Origin of the sequence: Massilia psychrophila (assembly GCF_002760665.1) — a bacterium.
Classification (GTDB): domain Bacteria; phylum Pseudomonadota; class Gammaproteobacteria; order Burkholderiales; family Burkholderiaceae_D; genus JAFCUW01.
In genome coordinates this window covers 14,106-34,511 of record NZ_PDOB01000040.1, presented here as the reverse complement: position 1 = coordinate 34,511, position 20,406 = coordinate 14,106, and the positions used below count along the sequence as shown (strand labels likewise).

The 20,406-nt window shown below is 60.5% G+C and carries 16 protein-coding genes and 1 pseudogene; 5 read left to right on the top strand and 12 right to left on the bottom strand.

Features of this window, described 5'->3' with window-relative positions; all coding sequences use genetic code 11:
• Positions 1-270 precede the first annotated feature (270 nt).
• The 3 genes from CR103_RS18860 to CR103_RS18850 are packed head-to-tail and all read right to left on the bottom strand — an operon-like array spanning position 271 to position 4,611.
• Positions 271-2,439, bottom strand: a complete 2,169-nt coding sequence (locus CR103_RS18860) for a putative bifunctional diguanylate cyclase/phosphodiesterase (RefSeq protein ID WP_099917476.1) — start codon at positions 2,437-2,439, stop codon at positions 271-273.
• Complete coding sequence (locus CR103_RS18855) at positions 2,436-4,100, bottom strand: ATP-binding protein (RefSeq protein ID WP_099917475.1); 1,665 nt, start codon at positions 4,098-4,100, stop codon at positions 2,436-2,438. Before CR103_RS18855 ends, CR103_RS18860 begins: the two co-directional genes overlap by 4 nt.
• Positions 4,066-4,611 (bottom strand): heme NO-binding domain-containing protein, encoded by a 546-nt coding sequence (locus CR103_RS18850; RefSeq protein WP_099917474.1) that lies wholly within the window; start codon positions 4,609-4,611, stop codon positions 4,066-4,068. The genes CR103_RS18855 and CR103_RS18850 overlap by 35 nt, the downstream gene beginning before the upstream one ends.
• A gap of 698 nt (positions 4,612-5,309) precedes the next feature.
• On the opposite strand from CR103_RS18850, the pseudogene CR103_RS24350 reads away from it, so the two are divergent.
• A pseudogene (locus tag CR103_RS24350) lies at positions 5,310-5,399 on the top strand (IS6 family transposase); the annotation flags it as partial.
• A 98-nt stretch (positions 5,400-5,497) separates the two neighbouring features.
• Here the strand turns inward: CR103_RS24350 and CR103_RS18840 are convergent.
• From CR103_RS18840 to CR103_RS18800, 9 genes are all read right to left on the bottom strand, one after another.
• Positions 5,498-6,199 (bottom strand): ABC transporter ATP-binding protein, encoded by a 702-nt coding sequence (locus tag CR103_RS18840; RefSeq protein ID WP_099917473.1) that lies wholly within the window; start codon positions 6,197-6,199, stop codon positions 5,498-5,500.
• A complete protein-coding gene (locus CR103_RS18835; RefSeq protein ID WP_229443627.1) occupies positions 6,192-6,989 on the bottom strand; it encodes an ABC transporter ATP-binding protein in 798 nt (265 codons plus the stop codon). The genes CR103_RS18840 and CR103_RS18835 overlap by 8 nt, the downstream gene beginning before the upstream one ends.
• Positions 6,986-8,020, bottom strand: a complete 1,035-nt coding sequence (locus CR103_RS18830; protein WP_099917471.1) for a branched-chain amino acid ABC transporter permease — start codon at positions 8,018-8,020, stop codon at positions 6,986-6,988. The genes CR103_RS18835 and CR103_RS18830 overlap by 4 nt, the downstream gene beginning before the upstream one ends.
• 3 nt (positions 8,021-8,023) lie before the next feature.
• Positions 8,024-8,896: a branched-chain amino acid ABC transporter permease gene (locus CR103_RS18825; RefSeq protein ID WP_099917470.1), complete on the bottom strand. Its 873-nt coding sequence runs from the start codon at positions 8,894-8,896 to the stop codon at positions 8,024-8,026.
• A gap of 94 nt (positions 8,897-8,990) precedes the next feature.
• On the bottom strand, positions 8,991-10,163 hold the full coding sequence (locus CR103_RS18820; RefSeq protein ID WP_099917469.1) for an ABC transporter substrate-binding protein: 1,173 nt from the start codon (positions 10,161-10,163) through the stop codon (positions 8,991-8,993).
• Between the two features lie 45 nt (positions 10,164-10,208).
• Positions 10,209-11,012 carry an alpha/beta fold hydrolase gene (locus CR103_RS18815; protein ID WP_099917468.1) on the bottom strand — a complete coding sequence of 268 codons (804 nt, stop codon included), beginning with the start codon at positions 11,010-11,012 and terminating at the stop codon, positions 10,209-10,211.
• Entirely contained in the window at positions 11,009-12,580 is a 1,572-nt protein-coding gene (locus CR103_RS18810; RefSeq protein ID WP_099917467.1) for a benzoate-CoA ligase family protein, read from the bottom strand. Before CR103_RS18810 ends, CR103_RS18815 begins: the two co-directional genes overlap by 4 nt.
• A 42-nt stretch (positions 12,581-12,622) precedes the next feature.
• Positions 12,623-14,194 carry a 3,4-dehydroadipyl-CoA semialdehyde dehydrogenase gene (locus CR103_RS18805; RefSeq protein WP_099917466.1) on the bottom strand — a complete coding sequence of 524 codons (1,572 nt, stop codon included), beginning with the start codon at positions 14,192-14,194 and terminating at the stop codon, positions 12,623-12,625.
• Entirely contained in the window at positions 14,191-14,664 is a 474-nt protein-coding gene (locus CR103_RS18800; RefSeq protein WP_099917465.1) for a DUF4863 family protein, read from the bottom strand. The genes CR103_RS18805 and CR103_RS18800 overlap by 4 nt, the downstream gene beginning before the upstream one ends.
• A gap of 159 nt (positions 14,665-14,823) precedes the next feature.
• Here CR103_RS18800 and CR103_RS18795 point away from each other — a divergent pair, with 159 nt between their 5' ends.
• The 4 genes from CR103_RS18795 to boxA all read left to right on the top strand — a co-directional run bounded on the left by CR103_RS18795 (position 14,824) and on the right by boxA (position 20,380).
• Complete coding sequence (locus tag CR103_RS18795; protein ID WP_099917464.1) at positions 14,824-15,723, top strand: helix-turn-helix transcriptional regulator; 900 nt, start codon at positions 14,824-14,826, stop codon at positions 15,721-15,723.
• 227 nt (positions 15,724-15,950) lie between these two features.
• Complete coding sequence (boxC, locus tag CR103_RS18790; RefSeq protein WP_099917463.1) at positions 15,951-17,606, top strand: 2,3-epoxybenzoyl-CoA dihydrolase; 1,656 nt, start codon at positions 15,951-15,953, stop codon at positions 17,604-17,606.
• A 29-nt stretch (positions 17,607-17,635) separates the two neighbouring features.
• The gene (gene boxB, locus CR103_RS18785) at positions 17,636-19,063 is read left to right on the top strand and encodes a benzoyl-CoA 2,3-epoxidase subunit BoxB (RefSeq protein WP_099917462.1); all 1,428 of its coding nucleotides are present in this window, start codon (positions 17,636-17,638) and stop codon (positions 19,061-19,063) included.
• Positions 19,064-19,138: 75 nt separating this feature from the next.
• Entirely contained in the window at positions 19,139-20,380 is a 1,242-nt protein-coding gene (gene boxA, locus CR103_RS18780; protein ID WP_099917461.1) for a benzoyl-CoA 2,3-epoxidase subunit BoxA, read from the top strand.
• The last annotated feature ends 26 nt before the right edge of the window (positions 20,381-20,406 follow it).

Genomic DNA, 20,406 nt, shown 5'->3' with positions numbered 1-20,406 from the left:
GAATTTCTGCGTCATCCGCTCCTGCCTCGACACGCTGCGCAAACAAGGCCACGGCATGCTCGACGTCTTGCGGCGCGCCTTCAATGGCGATCCAATTCGGCTCGCTGCATAGCGGCTAAATAGTCACTCCAAGTGAACGGTTTCGCGTCAAACACCCAAGGTAGGAGCCTTGTGCGGTAGTGCCGTTCGCAGGGATCTGTGCGGGGGGCGCCGAGCAATTTGTGTTCCTACCGCGACCGTTTATATAGCGGCAATCATGAAGTGGATTCATTAAATGGCCATAGCATGGCCGGGCGCAACGGAATTTCTGATCATTAATTGTTCACACTCCTCTGGGGGGAGCGGTTTTGAAAACAAATAGCCTTGGACATAGTCGCAACCGGCAGCCAGTAGGAAGCATCTTTGTTCTTCCGTCTCGACGCCTTCTGCGATAACCTTGATGCCGAGTTGATGCGCCATCATGATAATGGCTTTCGATAACACCCTGTCGTTCGGTTCGGTACTTAGTTTGTGAATGAACGATTTGTCAATTTTTAGGAAATCGATATCGAATTTCTTCAGATACGACAAGGAAGAGTAGCCGGTGCCAAAATCATCGATGGCCATCTGGACGCCAGTTTTTCGATATTGGCGCAATTTCTCTTGTGTTTTGTTGTTATCATCAAGCAATAAGCCTTCTGTAATTTCCAGCACGACGCTGGCAGCCGGAAAATCCACTTCGGCCAAGTAGGCCAGCCATGCTTTTTCTATCATATCGCCATCGGTTTTTAATTGCACCGGTGAGATATTGATGCTGATTTGAAAATTGTCGTCGACCAGACTGGTCCAACGCTTGGCCCAGCGCACCGCTTCCCGAAACACCCAATTGCCGATCTCGACGATTAAACCTGTTTCTTCGGCAATCGAAATGAATTCGGCGGGTCCAAGGAGGCCGCGCTGCGGATGCCGCCAGCGCACCAGCGCTTCGACCTTGCGAATACGCCCGGTTGCCAGTTCGACGATGGGTTGAAAATAGACCAGAAACTGGTTAGCATTTAGCGCAACGCGCAAGTCATTGATTAAATTGCGTCGGCTGTTTGCCGCTTGTTGCAACAAGGGGGTGAAATAACTGAAGCGATTGCCGCCCAGGCGCTTGGCGACATACATTGCCTGATCTGCATGATTTAGCAATTCTCCCCCTTCAAGAACGGTGCCGGCATGCAAGGAAATGCCAATACTGGCCGATATGAACGTGAGCGTGTCATCGACTAAAAACGGCGCGGCCAGGCTGTCGATCAGCGCTTGGGCGATTTTCTCGACGTGATGGAGCTCTTTAACCTGGGGCAGCAGAACAATAAATTCATCGCCGCCTAAGCGCGCGACAATGTCCGATTCACGTGTCAGCGCACAGATGCGGCGCCCGGTTTCCACCAGCATTTCGTCGCCTGCAGCGTGACCGAGCGTATCGTTGATTTCCTTAAAACGGTCAAGATCGATGAACAACAGTGCCAACGACGTGCCGACACGGTGATGGTTGGCGATTTCCTGCGTCAGGCGCTCGCCGAACATGCGCCGATTCGGCAAACCGGTCAATTCGTCAAAATTGGCTTGGCGCAAAATGAGTTCTTCGGATGCCTTTTTCTTGGTGATGTCGGAAAACTGTGCCACATGGCCATACAAGGAACCGTCCTCGTTGTCGAGACGATTGATGATCATCCATTTGACGTACCTTTCCCCGCTCTTGTGTATGTCCCACACCTCGCCATGCCAGTGTCCGTCAATGCGCAAGCTTTCCCATAGGCCGGCATAAAATGCCGGCTCGTGGCAGTTTGACTGGAACAGCTGTGAATCGATGCCTGCCAGGTCGTCAAGCGCATATCCGGTAATGCTGGAAAATGCGGGATTGATTGACAAGGTCCGGTTGGCGGCATCCATGACCAGCATGCCTTCTGCGCTATTTTGGTACGCCAGCGAGGCGATGCGCATCCGTTCATCCAGGTAGGCGCGTTCGGCAATCTCTTTTTGCAAGGCTAGGTTTTGCAGGGCGAGTTGCTGGTGCATTGCCTGGAGTTGCAACTGTGTGGTGATCCGTGCAAATAGTTCGTCGATCTGGAACGGTTTGGTGACATAGTCGGCGCCGCCGGCAGCGAAACCCTCGACCTTTTTGTTCGTCTCGGTGAGCGCCGTCATGAAAATGACCGGAATTGCCTGGATGCTGGCGATGGCCTTCATGCGGCGGCACGTTTCGATTCCATCGATGCCTGGCAGCATGACATCGAGCAGGATCAAATCGGGCTGGACGAACTGCGCCCGCTGCAGCGCTTCCTCGCCGTCTTGTGCCGTCACCACATCAAAGCCCAGTTGCTCCAGATAACTCACCATCACACGCAAATTGTCAAGGACGTCATCGACAATCAAGATGGTCTTGTTTTGCGGAGAGATTTGTGAAATCGGTATCATTTTTTACTTATTCCAAGCTTGTGTGCTTCGATCAAGGTCAGCATCGCCTTGGTTTGATGCGCGCTCGCCAGTGTATTTACCTGATCAGTGAACAGGCGATAACGACAATTTATGGTCAAAAGCTGTGCCGTATGTTGTGTAATTTTTCGCATATTTCCTGCCAATGCAAATTGATATAGTTTTTCGATTTCTTGTGGCGGCGGTATCAACGTTGCCGATGCATCGTCCCCGTCAGCGCACGTCATGGCCACGGCGCCGCCTTGCACTGCATGCGTGACGCTGGGTTCAACTACGCCAAGCAGGAGGTCGAACCAAAACACACTGCCTTTTTTCAGTGCGCTTTTGACGTGAATGTTGCTCCCCATCAGTTCAATCAATTGTTGACTGATAGGCAGTCCCAACCCCGTGCCATGCGACTGCTTTTGCTGGTCGCCAACTTGTTCGAACGGTTCAAATATGCACGTGAGCTGATCAGGAGCGATACCGACTCCGCTGTCCTCGATCTCGAAGCGCAAACATGTGTAGTCCGCACCCAGTGGCACGCCCGATGGCACGCGGGTAACGCGCAAAATAACTTGCCCTCGGTCGGTAAATTTCACTGCATTGCTCAATAGATTGAGCAAAATTTGGCGTACCTGCTTGCCATCCATGAGCACTTGGCTTGGCAGATCGGGGGCCAAATTACACAACAGCAGCAGGCTTTTTTGCTCTGCGCGCACGCGCAGCATGGCTATTACCCCATGCAAAAAATGGCGCAGGTTGCATGTATTGACATGCAGAGCCGACTTTCCAGATTCAATTTTTGCCAAGTCGAGCAGATCGTTAATGAGCGCGAGCAAATGGTCGCCGCTGTTGTTGATTGTCTGTAAGCTGTTGATGTGGCGCGCATCGAGATCGCGATCTCGTAATAAAATTTGGGCGTAACCAAGAATCGCATTCAATGGCGTGCGCAGTTCGTGGCCCATGTTCGACAAGAACGCACTTTTTGTTTTGTTGGCAGTTTCTGCCTTCTCTTTCGCGATCACCAAATCGGCGGTTCGCTCCTTGACGCGCTGTTCCAGTTCATCATTTATGGTTTGTAAAGCCTGCTGTGCCTCACGGCGCACCTGCACCTCCTGTTTCAAGCGCTCGGCCAGCGTGCGGACGTCGTCAATCGTGTTGACTTTCGTTTGCAGAAAAAATAAGAGATCGACAGTCGCGTCATGCAGCGAAAAATCGTTGAAGGACAAGCCAAGTCGCTTAACACCGCTCACATCGCGCACCAGCGGGGAACAAAGAAACATCATCAGGTCGGGCCGGGCCCGGTCGATGACGATCATTTGCCCTTTGATGACATGCCGGGTTGCAAGGCACTCGACAAAAAAAACCGAAAACAACTGGCTGGAGATGGCATCCAGCGTCATCGCGAGACCGGTCGGCGTAATGATGCGAAACAGCACGCCGATATCGGCGCCGTGCGTCAACGTCGGGCAAAGACGGGGAAGGTTTTCTCCATATTGCACGATTTTCCCATGTCGATTGAATACGAAATGGAAAGGAAATACGGCTGACATTGCTTCAGGCGGTATGCCTTGCAACGGGGTGGAAGAATGTTTTACTTGGTGCATGTAGAGGGCAAACGGATTGTCAGCGGGGCCGGTAGCGGACAAAAAATTGTTCATGATCCAGGCCTTGTTCGACGCCGCCCAGGTGTTCGACCTTGACCTCGGTGTTGAAGCGCTCGCCTAACCCTGCGAGCAATCCTTCGACCATGGACCCGAATCCCGAGCGGGACGAATAATAATGCAAGTGAAACGACTCCGCGGTTTCCTTGGTGACGGTAAAGGAAGGCGGCCTCAGGTCGGGCATCCATTGACCAATGCGCGAATGCATGTTGTTGAGGTTTTTGACAAATTCCAGGAACGTGTTTCCCGACATGTCAAACACGTAATCATAATGTCGGTGCGCGAAACCGATCCAATACTGGCCAAAGCCATTGAGAATGTCGCTTGGACTAACGCCCAAAATGGCGCTCGCCGCGATGACCAGTTTGTCCGTCACTTGTTCCGGATACTGGTCCATCGAAATAAACACATCATCCACGCCGGCCTGAGCGCGAATTTTTTCCCACATGGCGTCGCCATAGCCAATCGTCACCATTTCTCTTATCGCTTTATTGACGAGCCCGTACATGTTTTCCTTCGTTGCTTGTCATGGACAAAAATAATTGCTTGCAGTATTGCATAATTTCACCTTGGAAATTCAATTTCTTTTATGCATCTTGTTTTGATCCGCACTTAAGTGGCAACGTGCCTGGCCAAGTCGGACAAAAACCACAATTGCAAAGTATTCAACATTTACTAAAATGCAAACTATTTAACAATGTTTTCAGTTTGTCATGGACATAAATGGTTTTTATAGCACTGTGCAATTTTTTTAGAAATTTAATTTTTTCTGAATTTTATTTCGGTCTACGCTCGCGTGGCAGGACTGTTTTTTTAGCAGCATTAAGACAATCCCATGCATCCTGTGGGTCCTAACCCAATGATTGTCGGGCTACTTGACTGTTCTGACATCCTTTGAATCGCAGCAAATTGAGCGCCCAGTTGCGCCGACGCGCGAACGTTCCTGGTTGTGTACGGATGCGCGAGGCGTCCCCGCCCAGCGTCACACCGCGCACGTAATGTAGGCTGTTTTCAATCGACCAATGCTTGCGGACACAGGCGTTGGCTTGTTCGGCGTTGAACATGCGCGTGCAACTATGCCAAGCTTTTCCTGGCGATTTTTCCAGCGCTTGTCTGCCATATGGAAGATATCGGGTTCTGTCGCATTCGCCGTCGTCGACGGGCCGATCCGGTAAACTGCGGTGCCCGAATCCAGGACAAATCCACATGTTCAACTTCGAAGGGATGCGCTTCCCGATCGACATCATCCTGGTCTGCATTCGCTGGTACGTGGCTTACCCGCTGAGCTACCGGCACCCCTTGTTCGTGGTACGGTTGAAGTTCATGCGTCAACGAAAAATCGGCTGCGGTCAGATCCCAGCCAGGCCGTTGCATATGTTTTCCGAATGGGCGACTCAGACCCCGAGATAGCGCGCCAGCTTGTCCGGCTCGGCCAGCAACGCGGCCGAGCTGCCCGACTGTGCCACCTGCCCCTTTTCCATCACCACTGCGAGGTCGGTATGCGATAGCACCGCGTGATAATTCCGGTCGACGATCAGGGTGCTGATGCCGGTCTGGCCGATCAGCTTGATCACGCGCCAGATTTCCTGGACGATCAGCGGCGCCAGCCCCTCGGTCGCTTCGTCGAGAATCAGCAAGTCCGGGTTCGTCATCAAAGCGCGGCCAATCGCCAGCATCTGCTGCTCGCCACCGGACAATTGCTGGCCGCCGTGATCGAGCCGTTCGGCCAGGCGCGGGAAAGTGGCCATCACGCGTGCGAAGTCCCAGTCGGTGCGCCCGTGCGGGCCGCGCCGTGCGCTCATCGTCAGGTTCTCGCGCACCGACAGGTTGGGGAAAATGCCGCGCCCTTCCGGCACATAGCCGATGCCGCTGCGCGCCATGCGCTCGGGCGTGGCGCCGGTGCAGTCTTGGCCGCGCCACGCCAGCGTGCCCGAGGCAGCCGGCACGAACCCCATCAGCGAGCGAATCAGCGTGGTCTTGCCCATGCCGTTGCGACCCAGCAGGCCGACCGCTTTGCCTTCCGGGATGTCGAGGTCGACGCCGTGCAGAATATGACTGTCGCCGTAGTAAGTGTGGAGCGATCGGATCTCAAGCATGGCTGGCTTTCTGCTCGTGTGATTCGCCCAAGTAGGCAAGCTTGACGGCGGCGCTGGTGCGAATATTATCGGGCGTGTCGGTGGCGATCACGCGGCCGTTGACCATGACGGTGATGCGGTCGGCGACACGGAACACCGCGTCCATGTCGTGCTCGACAAGCAAAATTGCGTGGGCCGCTCGCAAACGTTCGAGCATGGCCAGCATGCGCTCGGTCTCCTCGGCGCCCATGCCGGCGAGCGGCTCGTCGAGCAGCAGCACGGCCGGATGGGTGGCCAGGCACATGGCGATTTCGAGCTGGCGCTGCTGGCCATGGCTGATCGCGCCGGCGATCCGATGTGCCGATTCATGCAGTCCGGCCGCTTCGAGCGCCTCCCAGGCGCGCCCGAGGCTTTGCCGACAGGCGGACGCCGCTTGCCACAGCGCCCACGGCTTTTGCAGCGCGGCCTGGGCGGCCAGGCGGCAGTTTTCGAGCAGCGTAAATTTTAGAAAAATGGTGGTGCGCTGGTAGCTGCGTCCGACCCCATCACGCGCTCGGCGCGCCTGGCTCCAGCCGGTAATGGCCGTGCCGCGCAAGTGGATGGTGCCGCTTGACGCCGCAAGTTCGCCCGACAGCATGTTGATGAGGGTCGATTTCCCGGCGCCGTTGGTACCGATCACCGCGTGCACTTCGCCGAGATAAAGGGCGACCGACACTTGGTCGACCGCGGCCAGACCGCCAAAATGACGGCTCAGCGAAGCGGCCTCCAGCAGCGGCGTGACGTTTTGCATCGTGTTCAACATTGTGCTCATGGCCGTTCTCCTTTTACCCCGGCGCGACGACGCGCCTTCCACTGCGCGACGGTGCCGACCAAGCCGTTCGGCATGAAGGCGACGAACAGAATCATCGTCAGTCCGAGCGTCAGCTGCCAGTGCGGGGCGAACGTTCCGACGATCGCTTCCGACGAGTACAGTTCCTTGAGCAGGATGAAGGCGGCGGCACCCAGCACCGCGCCGCGCAAGCTGCCAAGGCCGCCGAGAATGATCATCAGCAGCACCGCGCCGGACTCGTGCCAGGACAACAGTTCGGGGTTGACGGCACCACTGCGCGCCGCGGTCAGGAACCCGGCCGCGCCGGCCAGCATGGCGGCGATGACAAAAGCCGCCAGCTTGTAGGCAAACGTGTTGTAGCCGGTGGCGCGCATGCGCTGTTCGTTGGCGCGGATGCCGGCCAGCGCATGGCCGAAACGCGAGCGCTGGATCAGCGCCAGCAAGGCGTAGCAGCCGGCCAGGCAGATGATCACCGTCCAGTACATGTGCAGCGGCTTCTCGAGGTCGACGAGTACCTTGCCGCCGACCTGCAACAGCGGACGGATATTGAGGAAGATGCCGTCGCTGCCGCCGCCGACCTTGGTGTCGTGGAAGACGAAATAAGCCATCTGGGCGAACGCCAGGGTCACCATGATGAAATAGACGCCCTTGGTGCGAAGGCTGAGGGCGCCGACCACCAGCGCGTAGGCGCCGGCGCCGAGCATGGCCAGCGGCAGCAGCACGCCAAGCGCGCCGGGTTCGGATTCTGGCGAGAGCAGGACGGTCAGGTACGCGCCGATACCGTAAAAGGCGGCGTGCCCCAGGCTGATCAGGCCGGTCCAGCCGACCAGCAGTTCCAGGCTGAGTGCGAAGATGGCGTAGATGGCGATCTTGAGCACCAGTTCCTGCAGATAGGCCGACAGCACCAACGGCAGCGCGGCCAGTACCGCCACCGCGAGCAGCGGCCACCATGCATGGTGCGCGCGCGCGCGCGGCGCTGCCACGCGCGCGGAGTTCAAGGTTGAAGCGTTCATGACTTAATACCCTTTGTTTTTCAAGCCCTGCGGGCGCCAGACCAGGATCAGCGCCATCAACAAATAAATGCTCAGTCCGCTGAATTGGGAGAACAGCACCTTGCCGAAGGTATCGACAAAACCCACCAGCAGCGAGGCGATCAGCGCTCCGGAAATCGAACCGATGCCGCCGATGACGACCACGACGAAGCAGATGATCAGGATTTGCCCGCCCATGCCCGGGTACACCGACGTCATCGGTGCGGCGATCATGCCGGCCAGCGCCGCCAACGCCACACCGGCGGCGAACACCACCCGGTACAACAGGCCGATATTGATGCCCAGGCCGCGCACCATGTCGCGGTTGCTGGCGCCGGCGCGGATCATCATTCCGAGCCGGGTACGGTTGACCACCCAGTACAGCCCTACCGCCACCAGCAGGCAGGCGCCTGAGGCGAACAGGTTGTAGACCGGGTAGCTCATCAAGTCGCCCAGCGCGACGCTGCCGGACAGCCAGGGCGGCACGGTTACGCCGTGCACGTCATTGCCGGCCAGCAGGCCGCGCACTTCCTCGAAGACGAGGATCAGGGCATATGTCATCAGTACCTGCTGGAGGTGGTCACGCTGGTACAGGTAGCTGAAAAACGCCCATTCGAGTACAAAGCCGAGCAGGGCGGCCAGCACGACGCCGGCCAGCAGCTGGAGCACGAACTGGTCTCCGAACAGCGGCGCGAGCGACCAGGCCATGTAGGCGCCGATCATATAAAAGCTGCCGTGCGCCAGGTTGATGACGCCCATGATGCCGAAAATGAGCGTCAGGCCGCTCGCCACCAGAAACAGCAGCAGCCCATATTGCACAGCGTTCAAGCATTGTGCGAGAAAAGTCGATATTTCCATGAGGGATCCAGATGGCGGGAAGGGAGAAAGGCGCTCAAACAAGGCAGGCGCGGCCTGTGCGGGCCGCGCCTGGACGATCGGTCGCGCCAAGGATTTACATCTTGCAGCCGCGGGCCGGGTCGGCCAGCGCCTCCATGGCAATGCCCTTGAACTCGTTGTTGTTGCCTTTTACCTGGCGCAGGTAAACGTCCTGGACCGGATTATGCGATGGCGACATATGGAACTTCCCGCGCGGGCTGTCGATCAGCGCGGCCGCCATGCCGGCAATTACTTTTTCCTGCTTGGCGATGTCGCCGCCAGCGGCCTTCAGACCGGCGTGCAGCATTTGCGCAGCGTCGTAACCCTGGACCGCGTACACGTCTGCATTAAGCTTGTAGGCCTTGGCAAAACTGAGACGGAACGCGTTGTCGCGCGGGGTGTTCAGATTATCGGCGTAGTGCAGCGTGGTCAGCATGCCCTGCGCCGCCTGGCCTTGCGCTTCGAGCGTGCCATCGGTCAGGAAGCCCGGGCCGTAAAGCGGCATGGTCTTGTTCAGGCCAGCGGCGGCATAATCCTTGACGAACTTGACCGCGCCGCCGCCGGCAAAGAAGGCGTACACCGCGTCCGGCTTCTCGGCCGCAATCTGGGTTACCAGGGCCTGGAATTCAACATTCGGGAACGCCAGGGTCAGGCTTTGGGTCACCTTGCCGCCGGCTTTTTCGAACCCTTCGGTGAAGGCGGCCACGGATTCGTTGCCAAAAGCGTAGTTCCAGGTGATCGTCGAAATTTTCTTGTGGCCGCGCTGCGCCGCTACCTGGCCCATCGCATAGCCTGACTGCCAGCTCGAGAACGAGCTGCGGAAAATATTTTTGGCACACATCGCGCCGGTAATCGCATTGGCGCCGCCGTTCGGCACGATCAGCAAGGTGCCGGTTTCCTTGGCCACCTTGGCCATCGCCAACGCCACGCCGGAGTGCACGGTGCCGACCACGACATCGACGTTGTCGCGCTTGATCAGCTTGTTGATGTTGTCGCTCGCCTTGGACGGGTCCGATTCGTCGTCAACCTTGAAATAGGCGATCTCACGCTTTTCCAGCTTGCCGCCCTGTTCGGCAACGTACAGTTTGAAGCCGTTTTCGATCATGATGCCGAGGCTGGCGAAGGTGCCGGTAGCCGGCAGCATCAGGCCGACCTTGACCGGCGCGGTCTGGGCGCCGGCGTGGCTGGCGAACAGCATGGCGGCGACTGCGACTGCGGTAAGACGAGGATTGCAAAACGGGGTAGTCATGGTTGTCTCCAATGTGGTTTTGTGGTTTTGTAGTTCTGTGGTTTCTTAACTGCTGCTGCCGCCGTTGCCGGTAATGAAACTGCCCGCTATCCGGCTGAGCTCTGCGGGCTGGTCACGGTGCGGCGAATGTCCGCAGTGCGCCAACACCGCCACTTGCGCGGCGTCGACGATGCGGGCGATGCCGCGCACCTGTTCGAGGGTGCCGTACTCGTCCTCTTCCCCCTGGATTGCCAGCAACGGGCAGCCGATGCCGTCCAGCTCGCGCGCGATATTCCAGTCGAGGAAGGCCGGATCGAGCCAGATGTCGTTCCAGCCGAAGAAGGCGGAATCGACGTCGGCGTGGTGGCGCGCCAGCCTGGCGCGCAGGTCGCCATGCAGATAGGCTGCGTGCGCGGCTTCGATATTGGCGATTGTCACCGGCTCGACGAAGATATGCGGCGCCACGGCGACCACGCCGCTGACCTGGTGCGGAAAACGCGCCGCGTACAGCAACGCGATCGAGCCGCCGTCGCTATGGCCGAACAACCACGGCCGCTCGATGCCTAGTTCGGCCAACAGTGGCGGCAGCACCTCGAACGCCTGGCGGTGCATGAAGTCTGTCGCCCATCGTTCGGCCGCGGGGCGGGCGGTCGAATTGCCGTAGCCGTAACGCGAAAACACCAGCCCGCGCAAGCCGTTCGCCTCGCAAAACTGGTGCGGAAACTGCTTCCACATCGACAGCGACCCGAGTCCTTCGTGCAAGAACACCACCACCGGGTGAGTCGATGCCGCGGCGCCAACCCATGCATATTCGATCGCCAGCGGGCCGCCATTCCAGGCGATCGTGGCCACTTGTACGGCAGCTGTCATTGAGGCGCGCTCCGCAGCCGGAAGCGCTGGATCTTGCCGGTCGCCGTTTTCGGCAACTCAACGAGGAAGATCACTTCGCGCGGATACTTGTGCGGCGCCAGCCGCGCCTTGACCCAGGCCTGCAACTCCTGCGCCAGGGCCGCGTCACCTTGCTGACCGACGCTGGCAACGACGTAAGCCAGGGTGCGGGTCAGGCCCTGGGCGTCAGGCACGCCAACCACCGCGCACTCGCGCACCGAGGCGTGGGTCATCAGTACCGCTTCGACCTCGATCGGCGACACATATTGGCCACTGACCTTGAGCATGTCGTCGCCGCGGCCGGCATAGGTGTAGTAACCGTCCGTGTCGACGACGTACTTGTCGCCGCTGCGGGTCCATTCGCCAAGGAAAGTGGCCTGGCTTTTGACGCGGTTGTTCCAGTACATCAGGGCCGAGCTCGGCCCGCGGATGAACAGGTCGCCGATTTCGCCGGGCGCGACGCTGGCGCCGTCTTCGCCGCGCAGCTCCACGTGGTAGCCGGGCACCGGTTTGCCGCTCGCGCCGTAGCGAACGTCGCCGGGCTGGTTGGAAAGAAAAATATGCAGCATCTCGGTCGAGCCGAGGCCGTCCAGGATGTCGCAGTCGAAGTGATCGCGAAATCGTTCGCCGATATTGCGCGGCAGCGCTTCGCCAGCCGAGGTGCAGATGCGCAGCCGGCAGTCGGCCCTGGCGGGCAGGCAGTCGGATGCCAGCAGGCCGACGTACAGCGTCGGCACGCCGCAAAAAACGGTCGGTTGATGGCCGCTCGCCCGACCCCGCAGGCGCTCGCACACCGCCTGCGGGGTCGGGCGATCGGCCATCAGGATCGTCGTCGCCCCGACGTACAGCGGGAACGTCAACGCATTGCCAAGTCCGTAGGCGAAGAACAGTTTAGCCACCGAGAACACGACATCGTCTTCGCGCATGCCCAGTACGCCGGCGGCGTACAGTTCGGCGGTCCATAACAGGTTCGCGTGCGAGTGGACGGTCCCTTTCGGCCGGCCCGTCGAGCCGGACGAATATAGCCAGAATGCGAACTGGTCGGCGCAAGTGTCGGCCGCCGTCGTCAGCGGCGGAAGGTCGAGCAAGCGGTCGAAGTGGATGACGGCGTCGGGCAAGCTATTGAGCACGCCGGCGGCCACCAGCGGTAGCTTCAGCCCAGCCAGCGCCATCGCTTCAAGCATGCCCGGCACCAGGACGCTTGATGCGATCACGACGCGGGCGCCGCTGTCGGCGAGCATATAGGCGTGATCTGCCGGCGGCAGCAGCGTGTTGACCGGAACCGGCACGACGCCGGCCAGCAGCGCGCCGAGGAAGGCGACCGGGAGGTCGACGCTGTCCTGCATTGCCAGCATCACGCGCTCCTCGGGATGCAGGCCAAGCGCCAGCAGGCCGGCTGCGCAGGCACGCACGCGCCGGTCGAGTTCGCCGTAGCTCAGTTCAACGGTGTCGTCGACATACGCAAGCTTGGCGGGCCTGGCGGCGTTGCGCTCGAGGATGCATTGAGCGAAGTTGAAGCGCTCCGGCACCCGGATAGTGTGATGTTCCATTGTGTCTCCTTGTGGCGCTTGTATTGCGGCTATTTTCCAGCGCTAGCTATTCCAGCGGATGGCGTTCTGCGGCAGGTGCTGCAAGGTCGCAGCGGAAGCCTGGATCGCCGTACGCCGGTGATAGAAGCTCAGTGCGCGCAAGCCGCCCAGCTCCTCGCCACCGCCCGCGCGGCCAGGCCCGCCATGCACCGATGCCGGCATCACATTGCCATGGCCGGTCTGGGTCTTGGCAACGTCGGCGCTGACCAGGTGTACCCGTCCGTGCGATCCGGCCAGTTCTCCCGCTGCTTGCGCCAGCCAGGCGTGGTCGCCGCTGAAAACCGACGCCACCAGTGAGCCGTGGCCGCGATGGGCCAGCGCCAGCGCATGCTGGCCGTCGCGGTAGCCGAGCAGGGTGGCAACAGGGCCAAAGACTTCGTGTTCATTGACCAGCTTGGCCTGTTCGCCGTCGCGCACGCCCAGCAGGGTCGGCGCGACGCAGCGCGCCACCGCCGGATCGGCGTCGACCAGTTCGCGCGCCGAGCCCGAATGCAGCACTTCGGCTTCGCCGCGCAAGGTGTCGAGGCCCGATTGGACCGACTCGAACTGCTCGCGGCTTACCAGCGCGCCCATGCGCACGTCAAGATTGCGCGGATTGCCCACCACGACCTGGGCCAGCTTGGCGCCGACCGCCTCGGCCACCGCGTCGTAGCAGGCCTGCGGCACCAGGGCGCGGCGCACGGCGGTGCAGCGCTGGCCGCTCTTGGTGGTCATCTCGCGCACCAGTTCATTGACATACAGGTCGAATTCGGCGCTGCCCGGAACGGCGTCGGGGCCGAGGATCGAGCAGTTCAGGCTGTCGGCTTCGATGTTGACGCGCACCGAATTGCGCGCCACGGCGCGGTGCGAGCGCACCAGCGCCGCGGTGTCGGCCGAACCGGTGAACGACAGCACGTCGAAGGGCCCGAGCGCGTCGAGCAGGCCGGCCGAGCTGCCGCAGACGATCGACAGCGCGCCCGGCGGCAGCAAGCCGGAGGCGACGACATCGGCCACCATCCGGTGGGTCAGCCATGCGGTGACTGTCGCCGGCTTGATCACGACGGGTACGCCCGACAGCAGGGCCGGAGCGGCCTTTTCCCAGAATCCCCAGGCTGGAAAATTGAAGGCGTTGATGAACAGCGCCAGCCCGCGCACCGGCGCCAGCACGTGCTGCGACTGGAACAGCTGGTCCTTGGACAGGATCGCGGGCGTCCCGTCGAGCAGCAAGCCGGCGCTGTCGAGCGAGGCGCCGATCTTTGCGTAGTAACCAAGGGTGAAGCAGGCGCCCTCGATGTCAACTGCCGAATCGGCCTTGGTGGTGCCGGAGTTAGCGCACGAAATCTCGTAATACGCTTCACGGTTTGCTTGCAGCACTTTGACCAGTTCGCCCAGCATGGCGGCGCGCTCGCCGTAGCTCATTGCCTGTAATGCAGGGGCGCCCTGCGTGCGTGCGAAGTCGAAGCCTGTAACGAGGCCGTCGGCCGGCCCGCCAACTCTCGCCAGCGCGGCAGCGGTGACCGGATCGAGGAGGGTGACGGCGGTGGAAGCTTCGCTTTGCCATGCGCCGCCGAGGTAATTTTGCAGATAGGGGGTCATGCTGCCACCGCCGCGAAGTCGATGGCGCCGTTCGGCAGCAAATAGAGCACCAGCGCGCGGCCTTCGGCGACGGTGGGGCGGTGTGCGCTGCCCGGCGCGTAGACGCACCAGCCGGCGGGATAGTTGTCAAACCTGGCGCCAGGCGTCAATGGCATGATCAGGTCGATCTCGCCGTTCGGATGGGCATGGTGCGGTCCGGCGATGTCTTCCATGTCGACAACGTCGACGCTGAAGCCATGGGTCGCATCGCTTGCCTTCAGCGCACGCCCGTAGCGGATGCCGCCGCCTTCCCGATTGCACAACCATCCTTCCTTTGCGCCCAGCTGGCAGGCGGCAGCGAGTGCCTCGTAGGTATCGCTGCCGGGGCCGTGTTCCGCGTTCAAGTGTGCTTCAAGCGACGAATCGAGCGGCGCACCGGCGATCTCGCCGGTGATGCGAGCGACCAGGGTTTGAAATGCATTGACATCCATTTAAGTTCTCCAGGCTGGGTTTGGGGCGGCGGCAACAGGGTAGAATACTCCACGACGCTTATTTATAATGCATCTTGATTAAAGTATAGATGCAATATCTTGCGTATGTCAACAAGCTGATCCATAATATATTTCATTGGCATTGATAGAGTTTAAAATATGGCAGATTTAGCTGAGCAAGAGAAAGACCCTTTCCTCATTTCATTGGGCGAGCGGCTCAAGAGTCTGCGCGGCCGGCGCGGGTTGACGCGCAAGGCGCTGGCGCAGCTGGCCAACGTGTCCGAGCGCCATGTTGCCAACGTCGAGTCCGGGGTTGGCAATGCGTCGATCCAGTTCCTGCGCCAGCTGGCCCAGGTGCTCAACTGCACGCTGGCCGAAATGATCGGCGACGAAACCGCGTCGTCGCCCGAATGGCTGATGATCCGCGAAATCCTGCGCGGCCGCCCCGACGAAGAATTGGCCAAGGCCCGCACGGCGCTGGCCGGCATGTTCGATACCCCGACCAGCGATTCGGCGCGGCGCCAGCGGGTGGCGCTGATCGGGCTGCGCGGCGCCGGCAAGTCGTCGCTCGGCCAGATGCTGGCCGATCACTGGATGGTGCCGTTCATCGAATTGAGCCGCCAGATCGAGGCGCTGGCCGGCTGCAGCATCGCCGAGATCCATGCGTTGTATGGCCCGAATGCCTACCGCCGCTATGAGCGCCGGGCGCTGGAAGAGACCGTGCGTAATTTCCCGCGTGCGGTGATCGCCACGCCGGGCGGGGTGGTGTCCGATCCGGCCACGTTCAACCTGTTGCTGTCGCATTGCTATACAGTATGGTTGCAGGCATCTCCTGAAGAGCATATGGGGCGAGTCGTGGCCCAGGGCGATACCCGGCCGATGTCGGGGAACAAAGAGGCGATGGAAGACCTCAAGCAGATTCTCGAGAGCCGGGCCCAGTTCTACTCGAAAGCTGACCAGGCCTTCGATACCAGTGAAATGACTCAGGAGGCGAGCTTCGTCGGCCTGCTCGACAGTCTGCACGTTCGCGTCCTCAAGCAGGACAAGACGTTCTTCTAACATTACCCGCGCGCGGCGGCGTCGTTCGCTGCGCCCTTCCTCTCTCCCGCTTTTCCCGCTTGTTGCCCCCCCTTCTATGCCCGGTTGGTTCGCCCCAGGGTCGCCTGCACGTTTGTGCATTTTTTTTCTTGACGTTTTAATTTGACTGCAATATAGTTCATCACTCGCGTCAGAGATGCAGCATATTGCGTGTACGCCGGACGTATTGACCCACCAGAAAGAGCGCCATGAAAACCCTGCACATCAATTACGAGACCGCTCCCGAGCGGTACAAGCACTGGACTCTTGCCTGCGAGGGCGAGATTGCGACCTTGACAATGAGCGTCGACGAGGACGCCGGCATCAAGGCGGGCTACAAGCTCAAGCTGAACTCGTACGACCTGGGCGTGGATATTGAGCTGCACGATGCGGTGCAGCGGATCCGCTTCGAGCACCCTGAAGTGCGTACGGTGGTCATGGCCAGCAGCCGCGACCGCATCTTCTGCTCCGGCGCTAATATTTTTATGCTGGGCAAATCGACCCACGCGTGGAAAGTCAATTTCTGCAAATTTACCAACGAAACGCGCAACGGCCTGGAAGACTCGAGCCGCCACTCCGGGCTCAAATTCATCGCCGCCGTCAACGGCGCCTGCGCCGGCGGCGGCTACGAGCTGGCCGCGGCCTGCGACGAAATCATCCTGGTCGACGACCGCTCCTCATCGGTCAGCCTGCCGGAGGTGCCGCTGCTGGGCGTGCTGCCGGGCACTGGCGGATTGACCCGGCTGACCGACAAACGCAAGGTGCGCCACGACCTGGCCGATATCTTCTGCACCACTTCGGAAGGTGTGCGCGGCCAGAAAGCTAAGGACTGGCGCCTGGTCGATGAGGTGGCCAAGCCGGCCCAGTTCCAGCAGGTGGTGCGCGCGCGCGCGCTGGCGCTGGCCGCCACGAGCGACCGCCCGGCCGACGGCAAGGGCGTGCGGCTGACGCCATTGACCAAGGAGCAGGGTGCCGACACGCTCGACTATGAATTCGTCAGCGTCGCTATCGACCGCGGCAACCGCAATGCCACGCTGACGGTGCGTGCACCATCAACGGCGCAGCCGCTTGACATCGCCGGCATCGAGGCAGCTGGCGTGAAGTGGTGGCCGCTGCAGATGGCGCGTGAACTCGACGACGCCATCCTGCACATGCGCACCAATGAACTCGACATCGGCACCTGGATTCTCAAGACGCGCGGCGACGCCGCCGCGGTGCTGGCGTCCGACGCCACGCTCGACGCCCACAAGTCGCACTGGCTGGTGCGCGAAACCATCGGCCTGCTGCGCCGCACGCTGGCCCGCCTCGATGTATCGTCGCGCTCGCTGTTCGCCCTGGTCGACGAAGATTCGTGCGCGGCCGGTTCGCTGTTCGAAATATCCCTCAGCGCGGACCGCATCTATATGCTGGCCCTGCCTGGCGCTCCGGAACGGGCGCCGAAAATCACGCTGTCGCCGCTCAACTTCGGCGCGCTGCCGATGGTGACCGGGCAATCGCGCATCGCGCGCCGTTTTTATGAAGACGAGGCCCAGGTCGGCGCGGTGCACGCCACCATCGGCCAGCCGCAGGATGCCGCGATGGCGCTGGCGCTCGGACTCATTACCGCCGATCCGGACGACCTGGATTGGGCCGACGAGACCCGCCTGGCGCTGGAGGAGCGCGCCAGCATGTCGCCGGACGCCCTGACCGGGCTGGAAGCGAACCTACGTTTCAATGGCAAGGAAAACATGGACACCCGTATCTTCGGCCGCCTCACCGCATGGCAGAACTGGATTTTCATTCGTCCCAACGCCGTCGGCGAACTCGGTGCGCTGAAAGTCTACGGCAGCGGCAACAAGGCCAAATTCGACATGAACCGCGTGTAAGCGCACTCCCTCATTCAAAGGAATTCATCATGAGCTCAATCAATTACAGCGACATCATCCCCAACAACGTCAACCTGTCCGAGGACAAGACGCTGCAGCGGGCGCTCGAACAATGGCAGCCGAATTACCTGAATTGGTGGCGCGACATGGGCCCGGACCAGTCCAGCAACCACGACGTCTACCTGCGCACCGCCATCAACGTCACGCCGGAAGGTTGGGCCAACTTTGGCCACGTCAAGATGCCGGACTACCGCTGGGGCATTTTCCTGGCGCAGCAGGAGCAGGGCCGCAAGGTCAATTTCGGCGAAAGCAAAGGCAGCGATGCCTGGCAGGAAGTGCCGGGCGAGCACCGCGCCAACTTGCGCCGCATGATCGTCACGCAAGGCGACACCGAGCCGGCATCGGTCGAGCAGCAGCGCCACCTGGGCCTGACCGCGCCATCCAACTATGACCTGCGCAACCTGTTCCAGATTAACGTGGAAGAGGGCCGCCACCTGTGGGCGATGGTGTACCTGCTGCACAAATATTTTGGCCGCGATGGGCGCGAGGAAGCAGAAGCCTTGTTGCAACGTAACTCCGGCGACCAGGACAAGCCGCGCATTCTCGAAGCGTTCAACGAAGAGACGCCGGATTGGCTGGCGTTCTACATGTTCACCTACTTCACCGACCGCGACGGCAAATTCCAGCTCAATGCGCTGGCCGAATCGGGCTTCGATCCGCTGGCGCGCACCTGCCGTTTCATGCTGACCGAAGAGGCGCACCACATGTTCGTCGGCGAATCTGGCATTTCGCGCGTCATCAACCGCACTTGCGCGGTGATGCGGGAGTTCGGCATCGAGGACCCGGAACAGGTGCGCAGCAAGGGCGTGATTGACCTGCCGACCATCCAGCGCTACCTGAACTTCCACTTCAGCGTGACGATCGACCTGTTTGGAGCAGACCAGTCGTCGAATGCGGCGGCGTTCTACACCGCCGGCCTCAAGGGCCGTTACGAAGAGATGAAGCGCGACGACGACCACCTCCTCAAGAACCAGCAATACCGCATCCTGGAAGTGTCGGGCGACAAGCTGGTCGAACGCGAAATGCCGATGCTCAATTCGCTCAACGAAGTGCTGCGCGACGACTACATCCGCGATTCGGTGGCCGGTGTGGCGCGCTGGAACAAGGTGATCGAAAAAGCCGGCCTGGCGTTCCGCCTGAGCACCCCGCATAAAGCCTTCAACCGCCATATCGGCAGCTTTTCCGACTTCAAGATTTCGCCGGACGGACGGGTGTTGTCGGAAGCCGAATGGGCCTCTAACTCGCGCAACTGGCTGCCGACCGAGGAAGACCGGGCCTATGTTGCGTCGCTGATGGGGCGGGTCACCGAGCCAGGCAAGATGGCCGGCTGGATCGCACCGCCGCCGGTGGGCATCAATCGCCAGGCCCCTGACTTCGAATACGTTCGCTTTAATTAAGTCGCGCCACTGGCTGGCCAGACAACTTCCGGCCAGCCAGCCATCGGAATGCACGCAACTTGGAATGGTTTTGACATGAACGCTGCGCACCCCCTCGTCCTGATACGGCAACACCTGATCGATCCCGAGGTCTGCATTCGCTGCAATACCTGCGAAGAAATCTGCCCGATCGACGCAATTACCCACGACGACCGCAATTACGTGGTCGATGCTTCGATCTGCAACGCGTGCAACGCCTGTATTTCGCCTTGTCCGACAGGTTCGATCGATCACTGGCGCACGGTCGAGGCGAGCAATGCGTACACGACCGCCGAACAGCTGACGTGGGACGAACTGCCGGCGCAGCAAGACCTGCCCGAGCCGCAGGGGGGAGACCGCGACGAGGCAGCGGCACCGCTGACGCCGGCCGGTTACCAGCTCAACGGCGCGGTGGCGTCATCGTCGACCCGGGCACCATGGTCGGCCGCGCACCCTTACCTGAACCTGTATTCGATCAAGACTCCGGTGCTGGCCACTGTTGCCGGCAATTACCGGCTGACTGCGCAGGAGACCGAGAGCGACATCCACCACATCGTGCTCGATTTCGGAACCCATTTTTTCCCGCTGCTCGAGGGACAGTCGATCGGCATCATCCCGCCCGGCGTCGACGCCAACGGCAAGCCGCACTACTTGCGCATGTATTCCGTCGCCAGTTCGCGCGAAGGTGAGCGCGACGGCTACAACAACTTGGCGTTGACCGTCAAACGGGTGGTGATGGACCATTCGAGCGCACCGTCGTTCGGCGTGGCGTCAAACTACCTGTGCGACCTGCCGAAAGGTGCCCAGGTACAAGTCACCGGTCCGTTCGGTAACAACTTCCTGATGCCCAACCAGCCCGGCTCCAACATTATCATGATTTGCACCGGCACCGGCTCGGCGCCGATGCGCGCGATGACCGAGCATCGGCGCCGTCTGGCCGCAAAGGGGCAGGCCGTGGACGGCAAGCTGATGCTGTTCTTCGGCGCCCGCCGGCCGGAGGAACTGCCGTATTTCGGGCCGCTGCTCAAGCTGCCCGCGGCGTTCATCGACATTCACCTGGCGTTTTCGCGGGTCGAAGGCCAGCCGCGCACCTACGTGCAGGACAAGATCCGCGCCGCCGGCGCGGCGGTCACCGGCGTGCTGCAAGGCGACACCTACATCTATCTCTGCGGCCTGAAGGGCATGGAAACCGGCGTGATGGAAGCGCTCGGCGAAAGCTGCCGCAACGCCGGCATCGACTGGCCCGCGCTGCACGCCCGCATGGTCCAGGAAGGCCGTTTCCACGTCGAGACTTACTGACTTGGTAATTAATAAATGATAATGAA

Excerpts from the sequence above, each read along its gene's own strand:
- boxA (WP_099917461.1), top strand. The coding sequence starts at position 19,139 with ATGAACGCTGCGCACCCCCTCGTCCTGATACGGCAACACCTGATCGAT.
- CR103_RS18860 (WP_099917476.1), bottom strand. The coding sequence starts at position 2,439 with ATGATACCGATTTCACAAATCTCTCCGCAAAACAAGACCATCTTGATT.
- CR103_RS18830 (WP_099917471.1), bottom strand. The coding sequence starts at position 8,020 with ATGAACGCTTCAACCTTGAACTCCGCGCGCGTGGCAGCGCCGCGCGCG.
- boxC (WP_099917463.1), top strand. The coding sequence starts at position 15,951 with ATGAAAACCCTGCACATCAATTACGAGACCGCTCCCGAGCGGTACAAG.
- CR103_RS18800 (WP_099917465.1), bottom strand. The coding sequence starts at position 14,664 with ATGGATGTCAATGCATTTCAAACCCTGGTCGCTCGCATCACCGGCGAG.
- CR103_RS18820 (WP_099917469.1), bottom strand. The coding sequence starts at position 10,163 with ATGACTACCCCGTTTTGCAATCCTCGTCTTACCGCAGTCGCAGTCGCC.
- CR103_RS18835 (WP_229443627.1), bottom strand. The coding sequence starts at position 6,989 with ATGAGCACAATGTTGAACACGATGCAAAACGTCACGCCGCTGCTGGAG.
- CR103_RS18810 (WP_099917467.1), bottom strand. The coding sequence starts at position 12,580 with ATGGAACATCACACTATCCGGGTGCCGGAGCGCTTCAACTTCGCTCAA.
- CR103_RS18855 (WP_099917475.1), bottom strand. The coding sequence starts at position 4,100 with ATGAACAATTTTTTGTCCGCTACCGGCCCCGCTGACAATCCGTTTGCC.
- CR103_RS18850 (WP_099917474.1), bottom strand. The coding sequence starts at position 4,611 with ATGTACGGGCTCGTCAATAAAGCGATAAGAGAAATGGTGACGATTGGC.
- CR103_RS18815 (WP_099917468.1), bottom strand. The coding sequence starts at position 11,012 with ATGACAGCTGCCGTACAAGTGGCCACGATCGCCTGGAATGGCGGCCCG.
- CR103_RS18805 (WP_099917466.1), bottom strand. The coding sequence starts at position 14,194 with ATGACCCCCTATCTGCAAAATTACCTCGGCGGCGCATGGCAAAGCGAA.
- CR103_RS18795 (WP_099917464.1), top strand. The coding sequence starts at position 14,824 with ATGGCAGATTTAGCTGAGCAAGAGAAAGACCCTTTCCTCATTTCATTG.
- CR103_RS18825 (WP_099917470.1), bottom strand. The coding sequence starts at position 8,896 with ATGGAAATATCGACTTTTCTCGCACAATGCTTGAACGCTGTGCAATAT.
- boxB (WP_099917462.1), top strand. The coding sequence starts at position 17,636 with ATGAGCTCAATCAATTACAGCGACATCATCCCCAACAACGTCAACCTG.
- CR103_RS18840 (WP_099917473.1), bottom strand. The coding sequence starts at position 6,199 with ATGCTTGAGATCCGATCGCTCCACACTTACTACGGCGACAGTCATATT.